Genomic DNA, 24,338 nt, shown 5'->3' with positions numbered 1-24,338 from the left:
GGCCGGGGGACTCATGACTGACGACGGCAGCGTGATGCGTCGCTCACGCAGGCGCAGGCTCTTCCTCGGGTCGATGCTGCTCGCGGTGCTGGCAGTCGGGCTGCTGTCGGGCTATCTGCTCCGCGTGGCTACCGAGCCTGCCGCGCCCGTCGCACCCCCGAGCGTGCCGCCTGCCGCTCCCGCCGAGCTCCCGCCACCCTCCGCACCCTGCATCGCGGTGGCAGATCGTGGCGACGAACTGCTCGCCCAGCTCGACCGTGCCGCCGCGGCGATGGCCGCGCTGGACCCTGGCGCTCTCCGGACCGTGGTGGGCGAGGTGGAGCGACTGCGCACGGAGATGCGGCGGGCAGCGGAAGCGTGCGAGTCCCAGGCAAGCCGGCCACCGGCCACCGGCGCCGCGCCTCCGGTGGACGGGGCCCCGAGCGTCCCGGGCTGAGCTGCGCGGGAAGCGGGTGTCCCGCCGGGTGCCGGTCAGGACGGGTTTCCGATCGTCCTCAGCTGCCGGCAGGAGTCGGCCTGCTCGAAGGCCGGTCGTAGCCGGGGATCACCGGAGATCTCGCCCACCGCCTGTGCGCTGTTGCCCACCGAGCCCACGACGTTGCCCGCGGCGGCGACGGCCTGCCCGAGGTCGGTCACGTTGCTCGGGTCGGCTGCCTCGAGCCGCGCACGGGCGTCGGTGAGGTCCTTCCTCAGGTCGGTGACCTGGTCACGCACGTCCTGTGCGAGCGCCTCACCGCCCTCGACCGGAGGTGGACCGGCGGTGTTCACCTCCTGGAGGGCCTGTTCGCTCCGTTGCAGTGCGTCGTTGATGTACGTGAGATAGGTCTGCCGGGTCGCCGCCGCGTCGGTGAAGTCCATCGGCGGTGGGGTCCGCAGCGTGCCGACCACAGGGACGAGTGCGCTGCAGACCGTACCGGTCCACGCGACAGCCGGTTCGTCCACGGGCCCTGGCGCCATGGGTGCCGGCGCAGGTTGCGGGACCGGCGCCGGCGCGGCGGGCACGTTGTCGCCCGCGCATCCGGCGAGTGCGAGGCCGGCAGCGGCCGCCAGCGCGGCGAGCGCGCCGGCACGGGGGGCACGTCCTCGGTGCGATGCGATGTTCATGATCACTTCCTCCTGGTCGGTGCTGCCCTTGCGGCGCCCGCCATGTCGTCGTCTGCGGCTGCTGCCACAGGGTGATTGCTCTCCCGCAGCGGAATGCGTGACGACTGAGGCGTTCCCGGCCCTGGCGGCACCTACCTGGCGGTCGTGTTACGAAGGTCGCCGTTCACCCCCGGATGGGACCGGCCACGTTCCTCACGCGCCCTCGATCGGTTCGCGCCGAGGAAAGTCGGGGGTGTCGACCGGCACCTCGACGAGCACGTTCCCGGCCCGCTCGAAGCCGAACACCACCGGATAGGTCAGACCGGAACGGAGCGGCTCGCGGAGCCCGGCCAGCGCGATCAAGGCCGCGTCGTCCTCGTAGGGGACCTCCACGGAGGCCAACGGACCGGTCTGTCCCGCGGTCAGCGTCTGGTCGCCCGGGATCCTGACGCCGTCGGCGACCACGATCCCGCTGGTGGCGATCGGGCTGGACACCCGCACGAGTCGGTCGGCCTCCCGGCCTTCGTTGACGATCGTGACTGCCAGGGGAGCGATTTCCCCGACCCCGTAGACCTCGTCACCGGCCACCGGGGGGTCGAACAAGAACTCGACGTCGAGTACCGAGATGTTGCCGACCCGCCCCCCCGCGTCCGAGATCGCGGGCTGGACGGTCTGCGCGTTCTGGCCGGCACCGCACGCGGCGGCGACCGGCGAGAGGGCGAGCAGGCTCGTGACGAGCGCGATGCACGAGCGCCGTCGGACGCGGACGGAGGTAGACGTCGGATGTGAGGTTCTCAGCGGTTCGTCCATGCCTGGTGCACTACCCGCGGCAGGGCACCTGACTCCGCCGTGGACCTGACGGTGTCCTGTCAGCTGGAGCCCAGTACTCCGGGCGGGTCACCTGCCCGCAAGGTGCACCGCGACAGGGGCGGAGACCCCGTCCAGCGTCAGGTAACTGATCAGCGCCGCGAGCCCGCTGACGATGACACGGCCGCCACCCGAACTTCGGGGCGGCCCCTGATGGCATCGTCGATTCCGACCGCGTCGCGCAGGACCGTTCGGCTCGGCGCGCAGTGCCCTGCCCACGGTTTGCCGGGCGCTCGCGGGGTAGCCCGTGAACGCAGGGGCGAGTGCCCCGCTGCGGGCTGGGGGTGCCGGTGCCGACGTGGCTCGCGGGATTGTGGGCCTGGTCGCCGTCGCGGCGTTGGTTCCGGGCGCAGCAATCGCGTGGTGGGTGCGGGTCACACCGAAGATCATTGCCGGGATCATGGCCTTCGGCGCTGGAGTCCTGATCGCCGCCCTGGCGTTCGGGCTCGTCGAGGAAGCCGTCCGGCAGGGCGGCGCGACCGCCACGATCATCGGGCTCCTGCCGGGGCCGTGGTGTACGTGGTGACCAACACCCTCCTGGACCCGCGCACGGCACCGCAAGCGCTCGGCAGAACCAGCAACTCTCGGAGGAGGAGCTTGGAAGCGGCGCCGCATCGCCATCGGCGCCCTGCTCGATGGCGTCCGAGGTGGCGTCGGCACGAGCGGTAGACATTGGTGTGCCTGCGAGCGAGCCGTGCGGCAGCAATGGCGGTTGCGCCGGGCGCTCCCATCACCATCGCGGCGACGCCCACCGCATCGACGCCCTTGCCGACCAGTTCGACGACCTGTTGAAATTCCACAATTCTCCTCATGCTTCAGGCCACCGGCCGGTGTGGGCCTTGGCCAGCCGCCGGGGGAACCGTGAGGTGGGTACCCCGCCGCCTCCTGCAGCCCGATCCCGACGAGCTGCTGGCGCAGTCGAGTCCGTACTCGCTCTCGGGGAGGCCACTCGGTCGGAGCTGGGCTGCCCGAGATGCTGATGTCATTCGGTCGAGCTGGCCCGAGAGGACGAACCGCGCGACCTGAGCACAGCCCATCCTCTGATCGATGACTGCCTGTTGCGAAATGCCGGAGGCCTGCATCTACTGATCGTCAGCAAATCGTCAGGGTGCGTTCCGCTTGGCGACGCTCATTCGTTTCATCCAGTTCTCCTGTGCTCACGCATCGGGTTTCGAAGGAGCCGGGCCGGGAAATGCTCAACTGTGAAAGCACTTACTGTCGTCCCGGGCAGTCCAGACTCCACCGCCGTCCGTGAGGTTCCCGAGCCGCCGGATTCCGACGGTGCGGTACTCGTCGACACCCTTGCCGTCGGCATCTGTGGCACTGACCACGAGATCATGGCCGGTGGGTACGGGGAGGCGCCGCCGGGTGCGGACCATCTGGTGATCGGGCACGAGTCCCTCGGCCGAGTGGCCGAGGCACCGGACGGGTCGGACTTGGAGGCCGGCGACCTGGTGGTGGGGATCGTGCGCCGACCCGACCCTGTGCCGTGTGCGAACTGTGCGGTCGGGGAGTGGGACATGTGCCGCAACGGCCGCTACACCGAGCGCGGCATCAAGGGTTTGCACGGCTATGCCAGTGAGCGGTTCCGGCTGCACCCGGAGTTCGCCGTCCGCCTCGACGCGCCAGGGTTGCACAGTGTCGGGGTGCTGTTGGAGCCGACCACGGTGGTGGCGAAGGCCTGGGAGCACCTGGAGCACATCGGCCACCGGGCCGCCTGGTCTCCCCGCCGGGTTCTGGTGACGGGGGCCGGGCCCGTCGGGCTACTGGCGGCACTGCTCGGGGTCCAACGTGGCCTGGACGTGCAGGTGCTCGACCGCGTCGAGACCGGGCCGAAGCCGAAACTGGTCGCCGACCTCGGCGCCGACTACTGCACCGACGTGGCCGAGGTGGACGCGGAGGCGGACATCGTCATCGAGTGCACCGGAGCGGCTCCGCTGGTGGCGGAGGTGATGGAGCACAACGGGCACAACGCTGTCGTGTGCCTGACCGGGGTGTCGCCGACGGGGCGGTCGGTCGACCTCGACATCGGCGCCCTGAACCGGGGGATCGTACTGCAGAACGATGTGATCTTCGGGTCTGTGAACGCCAACCGCCGACACTACGAGCAGGCCGCGCGGGCGCTCGCGAGCGCGGACATCGGCTGGCTGGAGCGGATGATCACCCGCCGGTTGTCGCTGGCCCGGTTCCAAGACGCACTGGACGAGCGTGGTGACGACGTCAAGGTCGTGCTGGACATGGAGGCGTGACGGTGGCTGGCCCCATTGAGGACTATGCCCTGCTCGGGGACCTGCAGACCGCGGCGCTGGTGGGCAGGGACGGTTCGATCGACTGGCTCTGCCTGCCCCGGTTCGACTCGCCGGCCTGCTTCGCTGCGCTGCTCCACGACGAGACGGCGGGGCGCTGGTTGCTCGCCCCTGCGTCCGGAGGCCGATCGACGCGACGACGCTACCGAGGGGAATCCCTCGTCCTCGACACTGAGTGGGACACCACCGACGGCACGGTGCGGATCACCGACTGCATGCCGCCACGCGGTGAGGCGGCCGACCTCGTCCGGGTCGTCCAGGGCATCTCCGGTGCCGTACGTGTGCGGATGGAGCTGCGGCTGCGGTTCGACTACGGGCACGTCGTGCCATGGGTCCGCCGGGCCGGCCACCAGCTGGCCGCTGTCGCGGGTCCGGATGCGGTCTGGCTGCGGACGCCGGTGGAGCTGCACGGGCACGACGTGATGACCACTGCTGAGTTCGTCGTCCACGCGGGGGAGACCGTTCCGTTCGTACTCACCCACGCGGCGTCGCACCATCCGCAGCCGCGCCCGGTGGAGGCGACCGCTGCGATCGAGGGCGCTGAGGCCTACTGGTCGGAGTGGATGGCGCGGTGCACCTACCGTGGGCCCTACCCAGCCGCTGTGCGTCGCTCGCTGCTCACGCTCAAGGCACTCACCTACGCCCCTACCGGCGGTATTGCCGCCGCGGCCACCACGTCGTTGCCCGAGCAGCTCGGCGGCTCGCGGAACTGGGACTACCGGTACTGCTGGTTGCGTGACGCCACCCTCACGCTGCAGGCGCTGGTCGGTACGGGCTATCTCGAAGAGGCCACGGCCTGGCGGGACTGGCTGTTGCGCGCCGTGGCCGGTGACCCCGGGGACCTGCGCATCATGTACGGGCTCGACGGGACCCGCCGCCTGCCGGAATACCACCTGGACTGGCTCGCCGGGTACGAGGGGGCTTCACCGGTACGGGTTGGTAACGCCGCCGCGGGCCAGTTCCAGCTCGATGTGTGGGGCGAGGTCCTCGACGGGCTGCACCACGCCAGGACAGCCGGGATTCAGGGTCTCGACGCCGCGTGGGACCTGCAGCGCGCACTGCTGGACTTCCTCGAGGGCCACTGGCGGGACCCCGACGAGAGCTTGTGGGAGATGCGCGGGGGCCGGCGGCAGTTCGTGCACTCGAAGGTCATGGCGTGGGCCGGGGTCGACCGGGGCGTACGCGCAGTGGAGCAGTTCAGCCTTCCTGGCCCGGCGGACCGATGGAAGGCGCTGCGGGAGGAGATCCGTGACGAGGTGCTCGAATACGGCTTCGACACAGATCGAGGGACTTTCACCCAGTTCTACGGCAGCCGCGGCCTCGACGCGGCGCTGCTGCTCATCCCCAGGTCCGGGTTCCTGCCGTGGGACGACCCACGCGTCGTGGGAACGGTTGACGCCGTCGCCCGTGAACTCGGGCGGGACGGTCTCCTGCTGCGCTATCGGCCTGAAACAGACGACGTCGATGGGCTGCCCGGCGGCGAGGGAGCGTTCCTCGTTTGCTCCTTCTGGCTGGTCGACGCCCTTGTGGGAGCTGGCCGCGTCGACGACGCCCGTAGCCGGTTCGAGCGCTTGCTCGACCTCCGCAACGATGTTGGGCTCCTCTCCGAGGAGTACGACACCGACGCAGGCCGTCAGGTCGGCAACACCCCGCAGGCGTTCAGCCACGTCGGGCTGGTGACGAGTGCCCGGCAGCTGGCTGCCGTCATGGCGGTTCCGGACGCGGCGCCTGCGTCCGGAGCACAGGGCGCCCGCACTGTCTTCGCCCCACGGCCGTGAGCGGTCAGGTCGCACCGCCGCCTGCGGCATGCGCGACCTCTGGCGTCGACGTCTCCAACGGGACGTGGGGGGACCGGACGAGTCCCAGCTGTACGGTCTGGCGTGGAAGCAGTGCATCGAGCATCCAGTCCGCGGTGACACGTAGCCGGTTCCGGGCATCGAGACCAGGTGGTATCCGCGCGTCACCGCCTTGGCCGGGAGACCGGACAGCGGGATGTGCAACGGGTTCGCCGCAGCATCGCGCCCGCCGAGCTCGACGACGAAGCCCAGGTCGACCACGAGCCTGCCCTTCTCCGTGGGCAGGCCGACCTGTTCGACGAGCGGGTCGGGGCGTACCCCGACGCACCAGACCACCGTCCGGGTGGTCACCTGTTCGCCGGTCGTCAGCCGGACGCCGTCGGCGCAAGCCTCCTCGACCGACTCCCCGGTGCACACCTCCACGCCGCGCTGACGCAGCACCCTGTCGGCCGTCCGCGAGAGTCGCTCGTCGAGCTCGGGCAGTACTCGGGGTGCGAGGTCGAGCAGCATCCATCGCGTGCGCTCGCCGTGCAGGCTTCGGTGGGTCCGCGCGAGCGCATCGGTGAGCAGGGCGCCTTGCGCGGCGACCTCGGTGCCGGTGTAGCCGGCGCCCACGACGACGAACGTGCAGCGCGCCCTCCGCTCGCGTGGATCGCGCGCCGTTGCGGCGAGCTCGACCTGACGGGTGACGTGGTCGCGCAGGTAGAGCGCCTCCGGGATGCCGCGGAAGCCGTGCGCGTGCTCGGCTACGCCAGGGATCGGCAGGAGCTTGTTGACGCTGCCGGTGGCCAGCACGAGCCGGTCGTAGCCGATCTCGCCGCGACCTCCCTCCGGATCCGTCCAGCCGACGCGGCGTCGTTGCAGGTCGATGGCGTCGACCTCGCCCAGGACGAGCCGCGCGCCGGCCAAGGTCCCGAACAGCGGGCGCACGTGGGGTACCGACATCCGTCAGGAGATCGTCAGGATGTCCGCGTGTCGGCCCTACGAGGCGGGCCACGTGCAACTGCCCTCTCGGACGGACGGCGACCCGGTGACCCGGCGTCCGACCTGACGGTCGGCTTGCAAACCGGCTCCCGGCCCCCGGAACCGCGCCACGATGTCGCGTTTTCGGTGAGGATCGCGTGCACAGCATGCGATCAGAGGAGCTGCCATGCGTCGACACCCGAACCTGCTGGACGCCCGCCGCAGCAAGGTCGCCGAGCACCTGGCGGTCGAGTTCGACGGCCTCCTCCCGGAGGTCGCGGTCGAGGCGGAGGTCGAGGCTGCGGAACTGGAGCTGCGCGGCCAGGTCCCGGCGGGTGCATGGGAGGAGATGCTCCACCGGTTGGCTGGTCATCGGTTGCGCGAACGTGCCGGGGCGGGACGATGAGTGCCACCACAGCGCGCCACGACGGAGCTGGATCTGCTGCGCAAGGGGGAGGAGGACCGGAGGTGGGGACTCGACTCCTGCTGGTGGAGGACGACGAGCGGATCCGGTTGGCTCTCGGGCTCGCGCTCGAGGACGAGGGCTGTCAGGTGGTGGAGGCAGCGTCCGGGGAGGAAGCCCTGGAGTTGCTGTCGTCCACGAGCGTGGACGTCGTCCTGCTCGACCTCATGCTGCCCGGGGTGGACGGCCTGGAGGTCTGCCGGACCCTACGGGCACAGGGCGACCTGCCCATCATCATCGTCACGGCGAGAACCGATACGGCCGACGTGATCACCGGGTTGGAAGCCGGCGCGGACGACTACGTCAGCAAACCGCTGATCGCCAGTGAGCTCGCCGCGCGCATCCGGGCACTGCTGCGCCGCCGTCAGCCCGGGGACAGCACCGGCCGGTTGGCTCTGCGGATCGGGGAGATCGAGATCTACCCCGAGGAGGACGTCGTCCGCCGAGCGGGTACCGAGGTGCATCTGACCAGGACGGAGTTCAGACTCCTGGTTGAGCTCGCCGGGGCTGCCGGGCGGGTCGTCACGCGGGAGGAGCTGCTCAAACGTGTGTGGGGCTACGACTACTTCGGCGACACCCGTCTGTTGGACGTCCACATTCGCCGGTTGCGCCGCAAGATCGAGCGAGATCCGGACGACCCGGAGTGCGTGCTGACGGTGCGCGGACGCGGGTACAAGGCCTGCTCCGCGGGGTGAGTCGAGGAACCGGTGGAATCCGGTGGCGCAGCCTGCGCTGGCGCGTGGCCGCGGCATTCGGGTTGGGCGCACTCCTGCTCACCGGGGCCCTCGCCGCCGTGACCTGGAATCTGGCGTCGGGGTACATGCTGCAGCAGCGGGAGTCGAGCGCCACGCGACAGGCCGAGGTGAATGTTCGGCTGGTCGAGAGCTCCCTCCGTACCCACGACGAGGGACTCGAGGACCTGCTCACGGGGTTGACCACCGACTCCGACTCGACCGTGCTGCTCAGGCGCCCGCAGGGATGGCTCACCAGCGGGCGTCAGATCGATCCCGCCCTCCTGCCAGGAGCGTTGCTGCAGCTGGCGGAGGCAGGGGTCCCGGCCAGGCAGCGGCTACTCGTCGAGCGGGTGCCGGTTGCTGCGGTCGCCCTTCCGGTGAACAGCGAGAACGTCGTCTACGTCGAGCTGTTCCCGCTGTCCGAGCTGGACAGGACGTTCCGGTTCCTGAGCTCGGTGCTGGTGGCCGCCGTCGCAGCCAGCGGACTGCTGGGTATCGCGATCGGGTCGTGGGCGAGCCGACGTGCTCTGCGCCCGTTGACCGAGCTGACCGCCGCCGCATCCCGCGTGGCAGCAGGTGAGTTGTGGGCCAGGCTGCCGGAGCAGGACGACCCGGACCTCGCCCCCCTCGCATCGGCGTTCAACAACACTGCGGAGGCGCTGGAGGCCAGGGTCCGCCGCGACGCCCGGTTCGCCGGAGACGTGAGCCATGAGCTGCGGTCGCCGCTGACGACCATGGCCAACGCCGGCGAGGTGTTGCGGCGGCGCCGTGGCGAGCTCTCGGACACCGCTGACCGCGCCCTGGAGCTTCTCCTGTCCGAAGTGACCCGCTTCCAGGGGATGGTCGTGGACCTGCTGGAGATCACTCGCGAGGACCAGTACTCCATCGACGGCAGCGGGGAAGCCGTGGACCTGGGGGAGCTGGTGCGCAACGTCATCGATCCGCGGCCCGCCGCCCGGCCCGTCATCGAGGTCGATGCACCGTCACCGGTCGTGCAGGGAGATCGGCGGCGACTCGATCGTGTCGTCGCGAACCTGCTGGACAACGCCGACAAGTACGCAGGCGGCGCGGTCCGGGTGGCCGTGATGCGGCGCGGCTCCTGCGCCCGGCTCGAGGTCGACGACGCCGGATCGGGGGTTCCCGAGGAGCTTCGCGAGCAGGTGTTCGAGAGGTTCACCCGAGGTGCCCTGGCCGGGCGCCGCGGGCAGGGAGACGGCAGCGGCCTCGGCCTGGCGCTCGTGGCGCAGCACGTCCGACGCTCTGGCGGCGCGGTGTGGGTCGAGGATCGGCCGGGAGGCGGCGCGCGGTTCGTCGTCGAGCTTCCGGAGGTCGAGCGATGAGACGGCACCGGTTCGTCGTCGGGGTCCTCGTGGCGCTGCTGGGGGTAGCGGGCTGTGGGGTCACGGCCCAGTCGACGCCAGTTCCGTTGACGGAGACGTCGAGCCCGCCGGTCCTCGTCCCGACGGTCACCCACCGGCCCGGTCCGGCCCCGCAGTCGCCCCGTCGCGAGTCAGCGCCGGGACCTCCGAGTGCGTCGGACCCGTCCTCGGCAGTAGTGACCACGTCACCTCCGGCCGTGCCGTCCGAGCGGTGAGGTGAGCTACCCGGGAAGTGGTAGGTGACGCGAGTCCGGCGCCGCCTCGGAGGAGAGCAGGTCTGTGAGGTTGCTCAGTTCGATCGCCCTGCGCACCACGCCCTGCGCGCCCTGGATCACCAGCGTTCGGTTCTCGGTCCGGAGCGCCTCGCGCGTCCCCGCGAGCGCGGCCAGGCCCGCGCAGTCGAGGAAGGACGTCTCGGCGAGGTCGATCACGAGTGTCTTTCTGGTGCTGTGTGCCGCCCTGAGCAGTCGTCGCCCGAACCGTGGTGCGGTGCAGAGATCGACCTCTCCCCACACTGTCGCAGTCGTCCGATCGACCGTCGTCCGAAGCTCCACTCCGTGGCCGTCGGCGTCGTGGCAGGTCACGGTGTCCCCTCCTTCGTCGACGACTCCACCTTCCTCCGACGGAGGCTCCGGACCGGGCCGGCTCGCTGACGAAACCCTGACGATCCGCGCCCCGTGCTGCTCAGGGGCTCTCCGTGACCGCCGGGCGCGGAGGCCGGGCAACCGATGTGCGTGACGCGGATCCCCCTCGGACCCCCCGATCCGGTTCCTCAGCGGTGCACGCGGCGAGCACGTCGCGATGGTCCAACCAGCCGACGGGCGCCTCTCCGGGTGCGGGTGTGACGGGTAGGCCCGTGGCGTCGTGGTCGTGCAACGCGATGGCCGCACTGCGCAGGCTGGCGTCCGGTCGCAGCTCGGGGAGGGCGACTGCCAGGTCTCCTGCGACGGGCTCGTGGTCGGCGGCGAGGTCGAGGTCGTCGACGGCGGCCGCGGCGACCACACCGCGGTAGCCGTCCGTGTCGTGCACCGGCAGGGCGCCGTAGCGGGCGCTCCCGAGCCGGGCGACGATCTCGCGCGGGCTCGCGCCTGCATCGAGCGGCTCCGGCGGTGGCCGCATCGCATCGGCGACGGTGAGGCGTTGCAGCGGGTCGCCGGACGTCGCGGCACCGGGATCGGTGTCGGAGTCGATGTCCACGCCGCGGCGCAGCAGCTTGAGTGTGTAGATCGTGCGACCGGAGACGAGGTGACTCACGCCGGTGGCGAGGGCGACGGCCGCCATCAGCGGGAGGATGATCGAGTACTCGCCGGTGAGCTCGAAGACGATGACGAGCGCGGCGATCGGGGCGTGGCTCGCCCCGGCGAACACCGCGGCCATCCCGACCAGCCCGTAGGCCCCCGGCGCGATGTGGAGGGCGGGGAACGCCGCTTGCACGGCCAGCCCGAAGGCGGTGCCGGCCGTCGCTCCAATGAACAGGGACGGTGCGAACACTCCTCCCGAGCCGCCGATGCCGATCGTGAGACTCGTGGCCAGCATCTTGCCGATCGTCAGGACCAGCAGGAACCCGAGCGCGTAGCGGCCGGCGACGCCGGCCTGGAGGACGGGGTATCCGACGCCGTACATCTGGGGCAGGACGAGCAGCAGCGCCCCGAGCAGCAATCCGCCGACAGCGGGCCGCAGCCACTCCGGGCCGCGCCAGGCCCAGTCGCAGGCGTCCTCGACGGCGTAGAGCACGCGGGCGAACGCCCACCCGACCAGGCCGGCCAGCAGCCCGAGCGCCGCGTAGAAGAGGTACTCGAGTGGAGAGTGCAGCGCGAACGCGGGCAGCTGCAGGAACGGCGCGCTGCCGAGGATGGAGCGGGCGACCACGGCGGCGGTCACCGACGACAGCACGACGACGCCGAAGGCCTCGGCGGTGAAGGCACGCAGGATGATCTCGAGGGCGAAGAACACGCCCGCGACAGGCGCGTTGAACGTCGCGGAGATGCCGCCTGCGGCCCCGCAGGCCACGAGCAGCTGCAGCCGGTGCGGTGGCACCCGCAGCAGCTGACCGAGGGACGAGCCGATCGCCGACCCGATCTGGACGATCGGCCCTTCCCGTCCGACCGAACCTCCCGAGCCGATGCACAGTGCCGACGCCAGCGACTTGACGACCGCGACCCGCGCCGGGATCCGCCCGCCCTTGCGCGCGACCGCGTACATGACCTCGGGCACACCGTGGCCGCGCGCCTCGCGCGCGAACCGGTGCACGAGCGGACCGTAGATGAGGCCGCCGACCACGGGGGCGAGCAGCAGGAACCATGGTCCGAGCGCGGGGAGGAGCGGGTTCGGCGCCCGACCTGCTGCGCTGTAGTCGGCGTGGCCGCTGAACAGCTCGGTGAAGCCGAGGATCAGGTACCGGAAGGCCACCGCGCCGAGACCGGCGCACGCGCCGACGAGCACGGCCATGCCCACGAGGCCGGCGGGAGCGCCGCGCACCTGTTCCGGTACGGCGCGCAGGACCCACCGGCCAGGGCGATGACCTGCCATCGGAGCGAGAGCGGTGTCTTGTTGCACAGGCATATCTTTGCATCGGGCAAAGACATGGGCCGGTCGTCTGGTGCGACATCACACCGTGAGAGGCTCCGCAGGTGACCGAGTCCAGCGGAACGGAGCGCGGCTGCGACTCCGAACGTGGTGGTGAGCTCGTCGACGCGGTGATGCGCGCCAGCCGTGTTCTCGTCGCGGTCGCTGCCCGATCCCTGTCCGCCGCCGGGGACGTCAGCCTGCCCCAGTACCGCGTCCTGGTGCTGCTCGCGACCCAGGGCCCCCAGCGGGCCATCGACCTGGCCGCTGCGCTCGGGGTCAACCCGTCGTCGGCGACCCGCCTGATCGACCGGCTCGTCCGGGCCGGACTGGTGCGGCGGCAGCGACTGTCCGCCGACCGCCGGTCCTACCGGGTCGGTCTCTCGGCGGAGGGGCGGGCCCTCGTCGCCGAGGTCACGCAACGACGCCGCGCGGAGTTCGAGCGGCTGCTCGCGAGCCTGCCCGTGCACCAGCACGAGCTCGTGATCGACGCGCTGAGCGCGATCGCGGACGCGGCGGGCGAGGCCCCGGAGCGCGACCTCGCGGTCGGGCTCGGTTGGAACTGAGTCATGACGAGTTACCCGGTGAGGTCCCGGCGCGTGTAGCCGAGTACACCCAGCCCTCCGAGAACCGCGGCCACCGCGCACATCCCAGCCGCTCCCGCCCAGTCGGGGGAGGCCTGCGGAACCCCGGCGACGTGCGCGAACGGGGAGAGCCGGGACACCCACTCCGGGGCACCGCTGCTGCGCGCGAGCACGTGCAGGAGAAACCCGCCGGCAGCGGGTAGCGCCCCGACCGCGAGGACGGCGCGCGGTACCCAGCCCAGCGCGAGCACCGCGGCCCCGATGCACAGCAGCGCCACCGGGGCGACGTTGAGGGAACCGGCGAGCGCGTCCCCCACATCGAGCCGTGCTCCGACCGTGGCGGCGCCGGTCCACATCGCGAGTCCCGCCGCGGCGAGCAGCAGCACCGTGCCGGCCGTCGCCACGGCGATGTCGATGGAGACGAGCCGGATGCGGGAGACAGGTAACGCGAACAGCAGCACCGCGCGACGGCTTGTCTCGTCCGCCGCGGTGGCGGCAATCCGCGCGGCGCCGTAGAGCCCGGCAGGGATCGCGAGAAGACTGAACAGAGCTGCCGCGAACCCTTCGGCCGAGCCCAGCGCGACGAAGCCGGCGCCGGCGGCCAGTTCGGCGAACCGGGGGTTACCGGTGAGGAACTCGGTGATCGAGACGGTGAGCGTGCCGATGAGCAGGTAGTAGGCGAGCACCCCGACCGTCCACCCGATGAACGGCGGGCGGGCACGGCGCGCTGCGAATGCGCCCACCGAGCCCAGCAGTCGCGTGCGTGGGCGACGGTCGTTCGATACCTCGAACAACCCGGCCCGATTGTCGCGGCGTCCGGCGACAGTGCGCGCAGCCCCGGCCAGAAGCAGCGCGACCGCAACGAGCAGCACGAGCGGAGCGGGCCGGTCGGCCGCGTAGGGCTGCACCTCACCGAGGATTCCGAACGGCGTCACCCACCGCAGCCAGGCCAGCGTCTCGGTTCCGTCGGCGACCATCCGCATCAGCAGCGCGACGGCCAGCGCAGCGACAGACGTGCCGGTAGCGGCAGCCCGGGCGGGCAGAACCTGCGCGGCCAGCACACCGAACGCGGCGAACCAGAGCCCGATGCCCGCGATCCCGGCGCCGTGCAGCAGCCCACCCATGGCCGTGGTCCCTGCGGCCAGCAGCGCCACGGTCACGGCGGCTCCGACCGCGGCGGCCACGGCAGCCAGTACTGCGAGGTACCGGGTGACCAGGTCGGCGAGGCGTACCCGTCCGGCGAGCAGCAGGTCCCACCGGCCGGCGTCCTCCTCGCCCCGGGTGATCCGGGTGGCGACGAGCAGTGCCCAAGCGCCGACCAGGACAGCGACCGGCGTGCCCGTGCGCCACACGGTGAACCCGCCCGGGTCGTCCAGCGCGAGCGGTGGGCCGAACATGACCCGGATCGCCGGGTTCGCCGCGAGAGCTTGCAGCGCCGGGCCGTCCAGTGCCCCGGCGAAGGTGCTCTGGTACTGGACGGCGACCAGAGCGGACATCCCCGCCGCCGTGACGATCAGGACGGCGGCGCCGCGCCGGATCTGGCGCAGGACCAGAGTGGTCACCGCCGAGCGCACCGCACCCGGGGGCGCCGTGACGATGCGCGGCGCCGGGGTGGATGGCCTGTTGCCGACCGCCTCGGTGGTCATGACGCGGTCCCGCCGTAGTAGTCGAGGAAGATCTCCTCGAGGGTCGGTTCTCGCATCGCGACCGCGGTGACGTCAGCCGTGGCGAGCGCACGCAACACCGATGCGGGTGGACCGGCCAAGGAGAACCGCAACCGGGACCCACCCAGGTCCTCGACCCCGAGCACCCCGGACACCCCCGTGAGGTCCGGCGGCGGGCCGGTGAAGGAGGCTTCCACCTCGGTGCGGCGCAGCCGGCGCAGCTCGGCGATCCGGGCCACCTCGACAAGCTTTCCCTGGCGCAGGATCGCGACGCGGTCACACACGGCGTCGACCTCGGCGAGCTGGTGGGAGCTGAGGAACACCGTCTGGTTCCGCGTTCGCGCCTCGCCCACGCAGTGTCGGAACTCCCGTTCCATCAGCGGATCCAGACCGCTCGTGGGCTCGTCGAGGATCAGCAGCGGGGCCTGGGTCGCAAACGCGGCCACCAGTGCCACCTTCTGCCTGTTACCCGTGGAGTACGTCGCAGCAGGTTTGCCGAGATCAAGGTCGAACCGGTTCACGAGTTCCGCCCGGTAGGCGGGGTCGATACCGGGGCCGACCCGGCCCAACAGCTCCAGGATCTCCGCGCCGGTCAGGTTCGGCCAGAGAGCCACGTCCGCGGGCACGTAGGCCAGGTGCCGGTGGGCGCGGCGGACGTCGGCGGCGTCGACACCGAACACCTGGGCGGTACCTGCCGAGGGTCGGATCAGCCCGAGCAGCAGGCGGATCGTGGTGGACTTCCCGGCTCCGTTCGGCCCGAGGAACCCGAACACCTCGCCGGGCTCCACCGACAGCGACAGATCCGCGACCGCCGTGGTGCGGCCGAACCGCTTGGTCAACCCGGTGGTTTCGATGGCCGGCCCACGCGTAGTGCTGGATGGGCACGGGGTTGGTGCAGCGGACATGAGAAACCTCGATCTCGGACAGCCGACAACGACTGCCGACCAGGCTTCCCGGCGCACCTGAACGGGGAAGCTACTCCGCCCGCCGACTGCCCACCACCCTTCCGTAGAAAGAGCTGACCACTCTTCGGCGGACGTGATGTATATTGAGCCCGCCGGTGAAGGGAATCCGAAGTGTGGATAAGAAGAGCTTCATGCGGTGATACAATTCTTCCTTTTGGTGTGCCACCTGGTCGGTGATGTTATACTGAACCGTGCTCAGCTCTTTTTTCTGATTGCGGTAGCTATAGTCGTTGGAACGTTCTTCATGCAAGGCTGGCGAGCGGCGGTATTTGCACTTCTCGGCACCGCTATTGTCGGTGGCGGCCTGCTGCTGGTGGCTCGTCGAGGCGCTCGCCCTACCAGCCGAGGGCGGCGTGGACCTGGTCGGCGAGCAGGTCCGCCATCGACGTGCTGTAGGTGGCGGTGAGGTGGTTGTCGTCGAGGTAGACCAGCACGTTGCCGATCACCGCTGGGCAGCGGCCGGGATCGCATACGGCGTCCGCGATGTCGACGAACGTGACGTTGGACGGTAGGTCCGGTAGAGCGGTCCAGGGTGGGACCGGGGCGTAGACCTCGCTGCGGGCTATCCCGCACTCGTCCACGCTGTCGAGCCGGTTCTGGACGCAGTCGGGGATGGAGTGGTCGAAGCGGGGGTTGTCGCGCAGGGCCATGACGGGGATCCCCTGGGCGTCGAGGCGGCGCCACTGCTCCACGAACCCCTGCGGGGTCTGCTCGGTGAGGCCGGCCCGTACGTCACGGCTGGCCAGCGTGACGACGGCGTCGGGCCGCAGGGTGGTGATCTCGTCGGCGGCGGCGGCGTTCCAGGCGAGGCAGTCGGCCTCCTCGGGCACCACCTCGGACGCGGTGGAGAACGGGCAGGCGCCCCGGATGATGGTGATGAGCTGCCAGTTGTTCCGCTGCGCGATGGGGATCAGTGCGCCGGTGAGCTGCTGGGCGTGGGAGTCACCCACGACGACGATCCGCCGGGCAGGTGGCGCGGTGGTGTCCTGGCCCTCGGCGGGCTCGACGGCGGGGAGCGGTTGGCTGCACACGTCCATCGGGAACGCGGCCATCGGGGCACAGTTCCAGTGTTCGATACGAACCCAGTCCTCGAAGACCGAGACAGGCGGGGGGAGCAGCGGTGCGGGCTCGACCGCTCCGTTGAGGAGCGCGTGTGCCCCGGGATGGGCCCCGTCGCCCAGCTCCGCTGCCGACTCGCCGTGCTGGGTGCCGATGACCTGCCAGACGGCGACGAGCAGCAGCAGCACCGCCGACGTGCCGACGGCGCCGGACCAGTAGCCGGTGCGGACGCGGGAGGGGCGCTTCAGCACCGGTCGCTCCACGAGGTGGTGGGTGAGGACCGCGAGGACGACGGAGACCCCGATGACGAGTGCTCCGCCGCCCAGTCCGACCGTCTCCTCCTGGCGTGCTGCCAGGTAGAGGATCAGCACCGGCCAGTGCCACAGGTACAGCGCGTAGGAGATGTCACCGACGTACCGGGCGGGCCGGCCGGCGAGAAGTCGGTCCGCCGCGCCGGGCGCGCCGGTGTGCCCGGCCAGGAGCACGAGTGCCGCGCATCCGGTCGGCCACAGTGCCGCGAAACCGGGGAACACACTTCCCACCGGGAGCGCGATCCCACACACCACGAGCCCCAGCACGCCGGCCCAGCCGGCAGCGAGGCGAGCGCGCGCGGAGAGGACGATCCGGTCCGCATGCAGGGCGAGCAGCCCGCCCAGCGCGAACTCCCAGAGCCGGGTCAGCGTGTGGAAGTAGGCCAGCGGCTGCTGCAGCGCGGTCAGCTCCACCGAGTAGGCCAGCGACGACACGAAGACGCCCAGCAGCACGAGTGTGGTGTTTCGGCGGAACTGTTCGACGGCGCCGCGGGACGCGAGTGCCACGAGCGCGATCAGCGGCGGCCAGATCAGGAAGAACTGGCCCTGGATGGACAGGGACCAGAAGTGCTGCACGACGCTCGTCATGTTGTTGCGCGCGGCGTAGTCGACCGAGTCGGCGGCCAGCTGCCAGTTCTCCAGGTACAGCGCCGCCGCGGCAAGCTCGCGTACGGTCTGCGGCCAGCGTCCGGCGGGAAGTACCACCGCACTCGCCACGACTGTGCCGGCCAGCACGATCGCGGCGGCGGGGGTGAGTCGCATCAGCGTGCGGCTCCACCGTCGCGGAACATCCACGGCACCGCGTTCGGCCGCTCGCACCAACTGCCCGGTCAGGAGGAAGCCCGACAGCAGGAAGAACACGTCGACGCCGCCGGACACCCGGTTGATCCAGACGTGGTAGACCACGACCAGAACCACGGCCAGAGCACGTAGCCCCTGCAGCTCCGGCCGGTAGGTCGACACCGGTCTCCCGGCGGCGACGCCCCGGGAGTCCGGCAGGTCTTGCGGCGTCACACATGCCCCCCGTCGGCGATGAGCAGTCATTCTAGGAACCGTCTGCCGCGGGTATCTCCGGCGAGGAGTCGTGGCCGGCTTCGTCACTACGTCACCACATGACGCTGCGGGAGCGACTAGGGTCGTCAGCGGTGTGCCGGGAAGTCTGGTCGGCGTTTCTGTCGTCGACCCTTCCTGGAGAAGTTTCGTGGGTGTTCCCAGTCCTGCCGGTCCATCACTGCTCGGCCGCGGTAGCTGGCGCGAGGTCCGCCGCATCGGCGACATCCTCAGGACGGAGACCGTCGGTGGAGTGCTGCTGGTCGCCGCCGCAGTCCTTGCGCTGGCCTGGGCGAACTCGCCGTGGGCAGCCAGCTACCAGGCATTGAGCGCGCTGCGGGTCGGTCCGTCGGTGATCCACCTGGATCTGACGCTGGCGCAGTGGGCCGCCGACGGCCTGCTCGCGATCTTCTTCTTCGTCGCGGGGCTGGAGCTCAAGCGCGAGTTCGTCGCCGGCGATCTGCGCGACCCCCGTCGGGCCACGCTTCCGGTGGCCGCGGCCGTGGGAGGAATGGCCGCTCCCGCCCTGATCTACCTGGCGATCAACGCGAGCGCGGGAGACGGCGCACTCATCGGCTGGGCGATCCCCACCGCCACCGACATCGCGTTCGCGCTGGCCGTTCTCGCGGTGATCAGTACACACCTGCCCGCCGCGTTGCGAACCTTCCTGCTCACTCTGGCGGTTGTCGACGACCTCCTCGCGATCACGATCATCGCGGTGTTCTACACGAGCTCCCTGCAGGTGGTGCCACTCCTGCTGTCGCTGATCCCGCTCGGTCTGTTCGCCCTCCTCGTCCAGCGCCGCGTGCGCTCGTGGTGGCTGTTGCTGCCCCTGGCGGCGCTGACCTGGGTGCTGGTGCACGAGTCGGGCGTGCACGCCACGGTCGCCGGGGTGCTCCTCGGGTTCGCCGTGCCGGTCATCCGTCGCGCCGACGGGCCGGGGCCCGGGCTGGCCGAGCACTTCGAGCACCGGTTCCGTCCGTTGTCGTCAGGAGTGGCGGTGCCGGTGTTCGCGTTCTTCGCCGCCGGGGTGTCGGTCGCGGGAGCCGGCGGACTGGGGGAAACAGTCGGAGACGCGGTCACCCTGGGCATCGTCGGCGGGCTGGTTGCGGGCAAGGCCGTGGGTGTTCTCGGGTCCACCTGGCTCGTGCAGCGCTTCACCCGTGCCCAGCTTGCCGAGGGACTGAGCTGGTGGGACGTCCTCGGCTTGGCTTTGCTCGCAGGGATCGGGTTCACCGTGTCGCTGCTCATCGGGGAGCTGGCCTTCGGCGCCGGCAGCGAGCGCGACGAACACGTCAAGATCGGCGTCCTCATGGGATCGCTGATCTCCGCGCTGCTCGCCACTGTCGTGCTCCGGGTCCGGAACCGGCACTACCGCCGGATGTGCACGGAAGAGGAACGCGACACCGACGCCGACGGTGTGCCCGACGTCTACGAGGCGGACCAGGCACGCGACTGAGGGGGGTGGGGATTCGCAAGGTGATCGCATGGCAGGAGCGGCTCCGGCGTCGGCGTCGGGGAGTATCAACCGGGGCATGAACGAGACAAGAGTGATCATTGCTTCCTACGCGGACTTCGACAGAGCGCAGTGGGTCGTGGACGCTCTTGCGGATCGCGGTTTCCCGGTTGATCGGCTTGCGATCGTCGGTGCAGGTCTGAAGCTCAGGGAGCAGGGGAGAGGCCCACGCGGTCGGGGGCGGGCCATGTTGGACGGCATGGTCGCCGGAGCCGTCGTTGGCGCGATAGTCGGCTGGCTGCTCGGGTTGTTGAACCTCGTGGCTTCGTTGGCGACCGCGGTGGTTTTCGGGCTGTGGGGATTGATGCTGGGGGCTGTGTTCGGCGCCGGGTTCGGAGCGTTGGCCAGCGCGTGGGCGGGTGATGACGGATCTTCCGCTGCGCTCGTGCTCCGCGCTCAGCGCTACGATCTGCTCGCCACCCAGGACGCGGCAGCCGAGGCGTCGCGAGGGATCGAGGACCTCGAGCAAGACTCTCGGGCGGCGATCCGCTCCTGACGGGGGCGATGGCGGTGGCGTGTCGCAGACTCCGGCTGATCGGTTGTTGCCGCGGCGCCCTGGGCGCTCTGCCGGGCCGTGCAGAGGTTGTGCCGATGTCACGGGATCACGCGCGGTACGGATCCGTGACGTCAGGCGCGGGACAGCCGGGTTCCCTGGTCGTTACTCCCGCACCGATCATGATGGTCCGCGTCGGCATGCGCGTGCCGTTCTGTGGACGACCACCGGTCACTGCAATCTGGGCGGGAACGCCTTGGCCCTGGATGTCCATCGATCTGCATTGGGGACCGCGCGGGGACCACACGTCGTACGTCCGCCTGCTCGCGAGCCGCTGGAAGGGCCTCGTGCGCTCACGATGCACGCCTTTGACGTGCGTAAACGGCTACCCGCACGTCCTGGGGGTCAAGGGGTCGCAGGTTCGATCGAGAACGAGCGCCACACGGCTTCAGCCCCAGGCGACAGGCGATCCCACCAGCACAGCATCTCCGCAGGTAGAAATGCTGATGGACGGCTCCCCCGACGAAAGGGAACCGCCCATCATGCCGTCGGGACGACAGGATTCATGGTTTCTTGCTGAGTGACTATGTGAGTGACTGTCGGGTCGATGTGGGGAAACAGGTCGTCCATCGCGGTGGTGCCCTCGTCGAGCACGGCCTGCAGCTGATGGCGGTAGACCCGCTCGGTGACCGCGGTGCCGCTGTGTCCGACGAGACGGGAGATGTCCTCCATCCAGACTCCTGACGCCGAGAGCAGGGACACGAAACCGTGGCGGAGTGCGCGAGTCGCCGGCGTGATGTGACGGTCTTGGTGTCGCCGCCGGCGCGGACGGAGCGGTAGACCCCCACTGAGGGGGGTATCGGCGGGCTGGCGTCCGGACGCCCCTCGGGGTCGACCTCGCGCCAGTGCAGCGCCCGATTCTTCGGTTCGGGCGCCGGTCAGAAGCGACATCACGATGTATGCGTGGAGGGGGAATCCTCCGCTGCGGCCAGGACCGCTTCGGCTTGCTCGAAGGTCAGCGACTTCGACGGCCGCCCCTGGAGCCCGGTCGGTACGTCGCACAGGGACACCACGTTCCGCTTCACCTTGTCGCCTGCCATCGCGTGTCGCATCGTGCGGTTGAGCAGCGAGTGCATGAGCCGGAGCGTGCGCGTGCTGACCCTGCGAGATTCCGCGCTCAACCAATGGTCGACATCGTCCGCCGAGAGGTCGCGGAGCCGGTGTGCCCCGAGCGGCGCAATGATGTGCGTCTCCGGCGATGGTGTTGTAGTTCGCGGTCGTGCTCTCCGACCGGCCCACAAGTCCGAACGCGAGCCAGTCCCGCACGGCGGCGGCGGCGGTGTAGTTCGGGGCTACCGTGACTGTGGTACGTGGCCGCACACGCCGCGGCCGGCACCATACCGGCGCTTGTTGCAGGCTGTCGGCAAATCTGGCCGGGGCGAGTTGGCCGACGGCAGCGGTGCCGGCGAGCTCGCGGGTAAGGCACATTGGATTGTAAGCGGGACCGGCGCCCAGCCGGATCGGCCGGAGACAGATGCAACTCGGTGACTAGTTGCATCCGAGCGAGAAGGACGAAGATCCGATGCATTGTTTCAACTGCATGACCGCCAGCACCGACCCGTCATTCGGCGCGGGGCCGGTGGTCGCGCTGTGCGCCTACTGTGGTGCTGCAGTCTGCGACCACCACGCCCGCACCACCCGCGTGCGCCCCCCGCGGATCGGCCTGAACGCCCGGACGACGCACGGCGCCCGGCGAATCCTGTGCACGCAGTGCGCCGGTGCCGCTGCCACCGCCAGCATCACCCCGCACCCGCATGTCGCCGCTGCCCCGTGACGGCACCGGCGCGAGGCGTCAGCGCCGCGTGGTCGTTCTCGACGCCGAGGCGAAACTCACGCCCCGCCAAACCTCGCACGCTGGCACACAGGTGGAGACAGCGAGGCTGACCTGGATGAACGCGATCGAGCACGGCGCCGGCAGGTTCGACGAACCCTCGGTGGTCGTCGGGTTGACGGGACTCGCACCGCCCTGGATGCGTTTCGGTGGGCCGAGGCGCGGCTGCGCTGCCTCCCCCTGCGGATCCTGCACGCCGCACCGCATGCCGCCGGTCACGCCCGTTCGAGCGTGCGACGGGGGGCCCACGACATCCTGGCCCGCGCTTTCACCGTCGCCCGCCGCATCGAGCCCGGACTGTCCGTCGCGACCCGCATCACGGAGCGCCCACCTGTCGAGTCCCTGCTGGAGGCGGCTGAGGTCGCCCGACTCCTCGTCGTCGGCGTGGGTGGTGGGGAACGGCTGCAGGAGCTCCTCATCGGTTCGGTCGCGTTGGATGTCAGCGGGCGCGCGGGCTGTCCGGTCACCGTTGTCCGTGGCCACCGCGCGAAAGCGGGCGGGCGCCCCGTGCTCGTCGGTGTGGACACACCTGCGGTCGATGGTGCGGCGCTGGCCGTGGCCTTCGCCGACGCCCGGCACCATACCGGACGTTGTGGATCACCGGGTTGATCGTGTCCGGGCTTCCGGCACGAGGGACCGCCACGCAGCCGGATCGCAGGGGAGCGGCTGGCGGGTGGGCGAGTCGGGTTCGCGTAGCCCGTGCACGGCCGGCCGTTCACGCGCTCGCCGAGGCGAGCGCGGGTGTGAGGCGGTGCATCGTCGGTCCTGATCTTCCGCGTCGGCGAGCGTCGGAAGGTTGCCGCCGGGACCTCGCCGATGTCCATACTGCCGGTCGTAGGCAATCTGCTCCGGGCGTTCTTGGCCGGGGTCGGCCCCTGCCTTCGCACACGGGCTCACGGCAGAGTGCCGGTAGGCCCGGGTGCGCGCTGGTGCGCGCCCCGCGCGAAGACGAACGTGCGTCCGCGATCCCGACTGGAGGCGAGAATGGCTCGACCGCGTTCTGCCCACAGATCCACCCCTGCCCTGCAGACCGGCCTCCCGGAGCGGCCCCCGGATTCCCTGACGTCCCGGCTTCCCGGCCTGCGTGCCGGGTTGGAACAGCAGCGTCGCTTCCGCCTCGAACAGCTCACCACGCTCGAGGCGAACGGCGGGACGCAGGAGCGCCCGGCACGGGCCGGCCTGATCGACGGCCGGAATCAGGAAGCGGTACAGGCCATGCGTGAGGTGGATGCCCTCGTCGCGGACGGCGCTCGACGAGCACTGGCCGACATCGAGCTGGCCCTGGTTCGGATGGATACCGGGCGGTACGGCCACTGCCGATCGTGTGGCGCCCGTATTCCGCTCGTCGTGCTCGAGGTGATCCCCAAGACCACGCTGTGCCTCGCGTGCCAAGGCGGCAGCGACCGCAGCGACGGTCAGTCCAGACCCGTCGCCTCCTGCGTGAACCGGGCCCCGGCGCGGCCGGAGGCCCGCCGTCAGCGGCGGCGACGACGCGCGGTGCCAGTGGCAGCCGGGCGCGGTAAGCCGCTCGGCGGGACGCGGTGAGGCGCTACCGAGGCCCCGCCACCGGACGATGTCGGCGCGGCGGCTGACCTCTCACCCCATCCGTCCAGCCCGATCGAGCCGGCGGGGTGCCGGACCACCAGCTGTCATCAGCCGACGTAATCGCCGCGGTTTGCCAGCGTCCGGCATGCTCGGCCTCGGCGCGGTCCGCGAGGTCGAGGACAGCCGGGGGCGCGCGCGGGCGGTGGTCCCGTGACTGCCGGGTATCGGCAAGTTCGGTGGGGTCAAGTCGACCGATGGCAGCCGGTGCCGCCGGGCTCGCGGACGGGCATCGTGGGAGGTGAGTCGGACCAGGTCTCAGGGCCCTGTGGTCATTGTGCGAGCCGTGCGCGGAGTCGTCGCCTGGTCGCCGATGTCCGTCACGATGCGCCGCGTGCGGGGTCGTAGAGCCATCCGAGGAGGGTCGGGGCGCCGTCCGCGGCGGTGGGGCCGGCATTGGAGGAGACGATGGCGATGAGCGAAACCTTGCTCGCGTGGATGGTGGCGGGCGCCCTGGTCCTGGCGGTCCTTGCCGTGAACTCGTTTCGCGTCGTTCCCGCAGACGAGCGTCTCGTCCGGTTCCGGCGCGGCCGCAGGAGCCATCGATCGAAGGGTCCCGGGCTCGTGGTCGTGCTGCCTGTCATCGACCGCGGAATTCGGGTGCCGCTGGGCAGGACCTGGGCTGATGTGATGTGGCTGGAGGCCAAGACCAGGGACGGAGTGTCCGTGACGGTCAACGGCGCCGCGCTCGTCTCCGTGTTCGACCCGGGTCGGTACGCCCTTGCCACCGACTCGCCGGAGTCGGCGACCACCGACGCGTTGGAGGTCGAGATCGGGCGGTACGTCGCCGAGCGTGACCTGGTCGAGTTGCCCGAGTCGGCAGACCAGCACGACGAGCTGACGTCGAAGGTCAACGCCAGGACTCGCGAGTGGGGTGTCGAGGTCTCGCGCGTGGAATTCAGCAGGATCGAGATCCGCCTCGACGCCGACCTGATCCGCTGGGCCGAGCATCTCGCGGCCCGGGTGTCACCTGCCGCTCGGCAGCTCCGGCAGGCAGCGTGACGGGACGCCGCGTCCCGGGACCCGAAACTGCGAGAGGGAGGCAGC

The 24,338-nt window shown here is 70.7% G+C and carries 23 protein-coding genes and 1 pseudogene; 14 read left to right on the top strand and 10 right to left on the bottom strand.

From position 1 onward, the window contains the following. Window positions 1-13: 13 nt before the first annotated feature. Window positions 14-436, top strand: a complete 423-nt coding sequence (locus AC5L35_RS27295) for a hypothetical protein (protein WP_495062563.1) — start codon at window positions 14-16, stop codon at window positions 434-436. Between the two features lie 35 nt (window positions 437-471). Here the strand turns inward: AC5L35_RS27295 and AC5L35_RS27290 are convergent, their stop codons facing one another. Both AC5L35_RS27290 and AC5L35_RS27285 read right to left on the bottom strand, forming a co-directional pair. Continuing rightward, complete coding sequence (locus tag AC5L35_RS27290) at window positions 472-1,104, bottom strand: hypothetical protein (RefSeq protein WP_495062562.1); 633 nt, start codon at window positions 1,102-1,104, stop codon at window positions 472-474. A gap of 192 nt (window positions 1,105-1,296) precedes the next feature. Further along, entirely contained in the window at window positions 1,297-1,893 is a 597-nt protein-coding gene (locus tag AC5L35_RS27285; RefSeq protein ID WP_495062561.1) for a copper chaperone PCu(A)C domain-containing protein, read from the bottom strand. Window positions 1,894-2,248: 355 nt separating this feature from the next. On the opposite strand from AC5L35_RS27285, the gene AC5L35_RS27280 reads away from it, so the two are divergent. The 3 genes from AC5L35_RS27280 to AC5L35_RS27270 all read left to right on the top strand — a co-directional run bounded on the left by AC5L35_RS27280 (window position 2,249) and on the right by AC5L35_RS27270 (window position 6,034). Further along, window positions 2,249-2,476 carry a hypothetical protein gene (locus tag AC5L35_RS27280; RefSeq protein WP_495062560.1) on the top strand — a complete coding sequence of 76 codons (228 nt, stop codon included), beginning with the start codon at window positions 2,249-2,251 and terminating at the stop codon, window positions 2,474-2,476. Window positions 2,477-3,152: 676 nt separating this feature from the next. After that, window positions 3,153-4,199 (top strand): glucose 1-dehydrogenase, encoded by a 1,047-nt coding sequence (locus AC5L35_RS27275; protein WP_495062559.1) that lies wholly within the window; start codon window positions 3,153-3,155, stop codon window positions 4,197-4,199. Window positions 4,200-4,201: 2 nt separating this feature from the next. Then, window positions 4,202-6,034, top strand: coding sequence for a glycoside hydrolase family 15 protein (locus tag AC5L35_RS27270; protein WP_495062558.1), 1,833 nt, complete (start codon window positions 4,202-4,204; stop codon window positions 6,032-6,034). Window positions 6,035-6,038: 4 nt separating this feature from the next. Here the strand turns inward: AC5L35_RS27270 and AC5L35_RS27265 are convergent. Beyond that, window positions 6,039-6,964: pseudogene (locus tag AC5L35_RS27265) on the bottom strand (NAD(P)/FAD-dependent oxidoreductase); the annotation flags it as partial. Window positions 6,965-7,202: 238 nt separating this feature from the next. On the opposite strand from AC5L35_RS27265, the gene AC5L35_RS27260 reads away from it, so the two are divergent. The 3 genes from AC5L35_RS27260 (at window position 7,203) to AC5L35_RS27250 (ending at window position 9,552) form a co-directional block, all read left to right on the top strand. Then, window positions 7,203-7,421, top strand: coding sequence for a hypothetical protein (locus tag AC5L35_RS27260; RefSeq protein ID WP_495062557.1), 219 nt, complete (start codon window positions 7,203-7,205; stop codon window positions 7,419-7,421). A 62-nt stretch (window positions 7,422-7,483) separates the two neighbouring features. Then, on the top strand, window positions 7,484-8,173 hold the full coding sequence (locus AC5L35_RS27255; RefSeq protein WP_495062556.1) for a response regulator: 690 nt from the start codon (window positions 7,484-7,486) through the stop codon (window positions 8,171-8,173). Continuing rightward, on the top strand, window positions 8,170-9,552 hold the full coding sequence (locus AC5L35_RS27250) for a sensor histidine kinase (RefSeq protein ID WP_495062555.1): 1,383 nt from the start codon (window positions 8,170-8,172) through the stop codon (window positions 9,550-9,552). Before AC5L35_RS27255 ends, AC5L35_RS27250 begins: the two co-directional genes overlap by 4 nt. A gap of 260 nt (window positions 9,553-9,812) precedes the next feature. On the opposite strand, the gene AC5L35_RS27245 is transcribed toward AC5L35_RS27250, so the two are convergent. Next, window positions 9,813-10,145 (bottom strand): STAS domain-containing protein, encoded by a 333-nt coding sequence (locus AC5L35_RS27245; RefSeq protein ID WP_495062596.1) that lies wholly within the window; start codon window positions 10,143-10,145, stop codon window positions 9,813-9,815. 130 nt (window positions 10,146-10,275) lie between these two features. Continuing rightward, window positions 10,276-12,120, bottom strand: coding sequence for a chloride channel protein (locus AC5L35_RS27240; protein WP_495062554.1), 1,845 nt, complete (start codon window positions 12,118-12,120; stop codon window positions 10,276-10,278). A gap of 101 nt (window positions 12,121-12,221) precedes the next feature. Here AC5L35_RS27240 and AC5L35_RS27235 point away from each other — a divergent pair, with 101 nt between their 5' ends. Further along, window positions 12,222-12,722, top strand: a complete 501-nt coding sequence (locus tag AC5L35_RS27235) for a MarR family winged helix-turn-helix transcriptional regulator (protein ID WP_495062553.1) — start codon at window positions 12,222-12,224, stop codon at window positions 12,720-12,722. Window positions 12,723-12,733: 11 nt separating this feature from the next. Here AC5L35_RS27235 and AC5L35_RS27230 read toward each other — a convergent pair whose 3' ends face one another. The 3 genes from AC5L35_RS27230 to AC5L35_RS27220 form a co-directional block, all read right to left on the bottom strand. Continuing rightward, window positions 12,734-14,386, bottom strand: coding sequence for an ABC transporter permease (locus AC5L35_RS27230; RefSeq protein ID WP_495062552.1), 1,653 nt, complete (start codon window positions 14,384-14,386; stop codon window positions 12,734-12,736). Continuing rightward, entirely contained in the window at window positions 14,383-15,309 is a 927-nt protein-coding gene (locus tag AC5L35_RS27225) for an ABC transporter ATP-binding protein (protein ID WP_495062551.1), read from the bottom strand. The genes AC5L35_RS27230 and AC5L35_RS27225 overlap by 4 nt, the downstream gene beginning before the upstream one ends. A 395-nt stretch (window positions 15,310-15,704) precedes the next feature. Continuing rightward, window positions 15,705-17,702 (bottom strand): acyltransferase family protein, encoded by a 1,998-nt coding sequence (locus tag AC5L35_RS27220; RefSeq protein ID WP_495062550.1) that lies wholly within the window; start codon window positions 17,700-17,702, stop codon window positions 15,705-15,707. A 238-nt stretch (window positions 17,703-17,940) separates the two neighbouring features. Between AC5L35_RS27220 and nhaA the strand changes: the two genes are divergently transcribed. Both nhaA and AC5L35_RS27210 read left to right on the top strand, forming a co-directional pair. After that, window positions 17,941-19,248 (top strand): Na+/H+ antiporter NhaA, encoded by a 1,308-nt coding sequence (gene nhaA, locus AC5L35_RS27215; RefSeq protein WP_495062549.1) that lies wholly within the window; start codon window positions 17,941-17,943, stop codon window positions 19,246-19,248. A gap of 76 nt (window positions 19,249-19,324) precedes the next feature. Next, a complete protein-coding gene (locus AC5L35_RS27210) occupies window positions 19,325-19,801 on the top strand; it encodes a general stress protein (RefSeq protein WP_495062548.1) in 477 nt (158 codons plus the stop codon). Window positions 19,802-20,338: 537 nt separating this feature from the next. Here the strand turns inward: AC5L35_RS27210 and AC5L35_RS27205 are convergent. Together AC5L35_RS27205 and AC5L35_RS27200 are read right to left on the bottom strand one after the other, a co-directional pair. Next, on the bottom strand, window positions 20,339-20,530 hold the full coding sequence (locus tag AC5L35_RS27205; protein ID WP_495062547.1) for a hypothetical protein: 192 nt from the start codon (window positions 20,528-20,530) through the stop codon (window positions 20,339-20,341). 218 nt (window positions 20,531-20,748) lie between these two features. Beyond that, window positions 20,749-20,934, bottom strand: a complete 186-nt coding sequence (locus AC5L35_RS27200) for a hypothetical protein (protein ID WP_495062546.1) — start codon at window positions 20,932-20,934, stop codon at window positions 20,749-20,751. Between the two features lie 464 nt (window positions 20,935-21,398). Here AC5L35_RS27200 and AC5L35_RS27195 point away from each other — a divergent pair, with 464 nt between their 5' ends. The 4 genes from AC5L35_RS27195 to AC5L35_RS27180 all read left to right on the top strand — a co-directional run bounded on the left by AC5L35_RS27195 (window position 21,399) and on the right by AC5L35_RS27180 (window position 24,293). Then, window positions 21,399-21,632, top strand: coding sequence for a hypothetical protein (locus AC5L35_RS27195; RefSeq protein WP_495062545.1), 234 nt, complete (start codon window positions 21,399-21,401; stop codon window positions 21,630-21,632). Window positions 21,633-21,743: 111 nt separating this feature from the next. Further along, on the top strand, window positions 21,744-22,298 hold the full coding sequence (locus AC5L35_RS27190) for a universal stress protein (protein ID WP_495062595.1): 555 nt from the start codon (window positions 21,744-21,746) through the stop codon (window positions 22,296-22,298). Window positions 22,299-22,781: 483 nt separating this feature from the next. After that, window positions 22,782-23,234, top strand: coding sequence for a TraR/DksA family transcriptional regulator (locus tag AC5L35_RS27185; RefSeq protein ID WP_495062544.1), 453 nt, complete (start codon window positions 22,782-22,784; stop codon window positions 23,232-23,234). Between the two features lie 471 nt (window positions 23,235-23,705). Then, on the top strand, window positions 23,706-24,293 hold the full coding sequence (locus tag AC5L35_RS27180; RefSeq protein WP_495062543.1) for an SPFH domain-containing protein: 588 nt from the start codon (window positions 23,706-23,708) through the stop codon (window positions 24,291-24,293). The last annotated feature ends 45 nt before the right edge of the window (window positions 24,294-24,338 follow it).

It is taken from the genome of Pseudonocardia sp. OZ21 (genome assembly GCF_059359135.1).
Note: the sequence above shows the minus strand (reverse complement) of the source record. Positions and strands in the feature narration are given on the sequence as shown.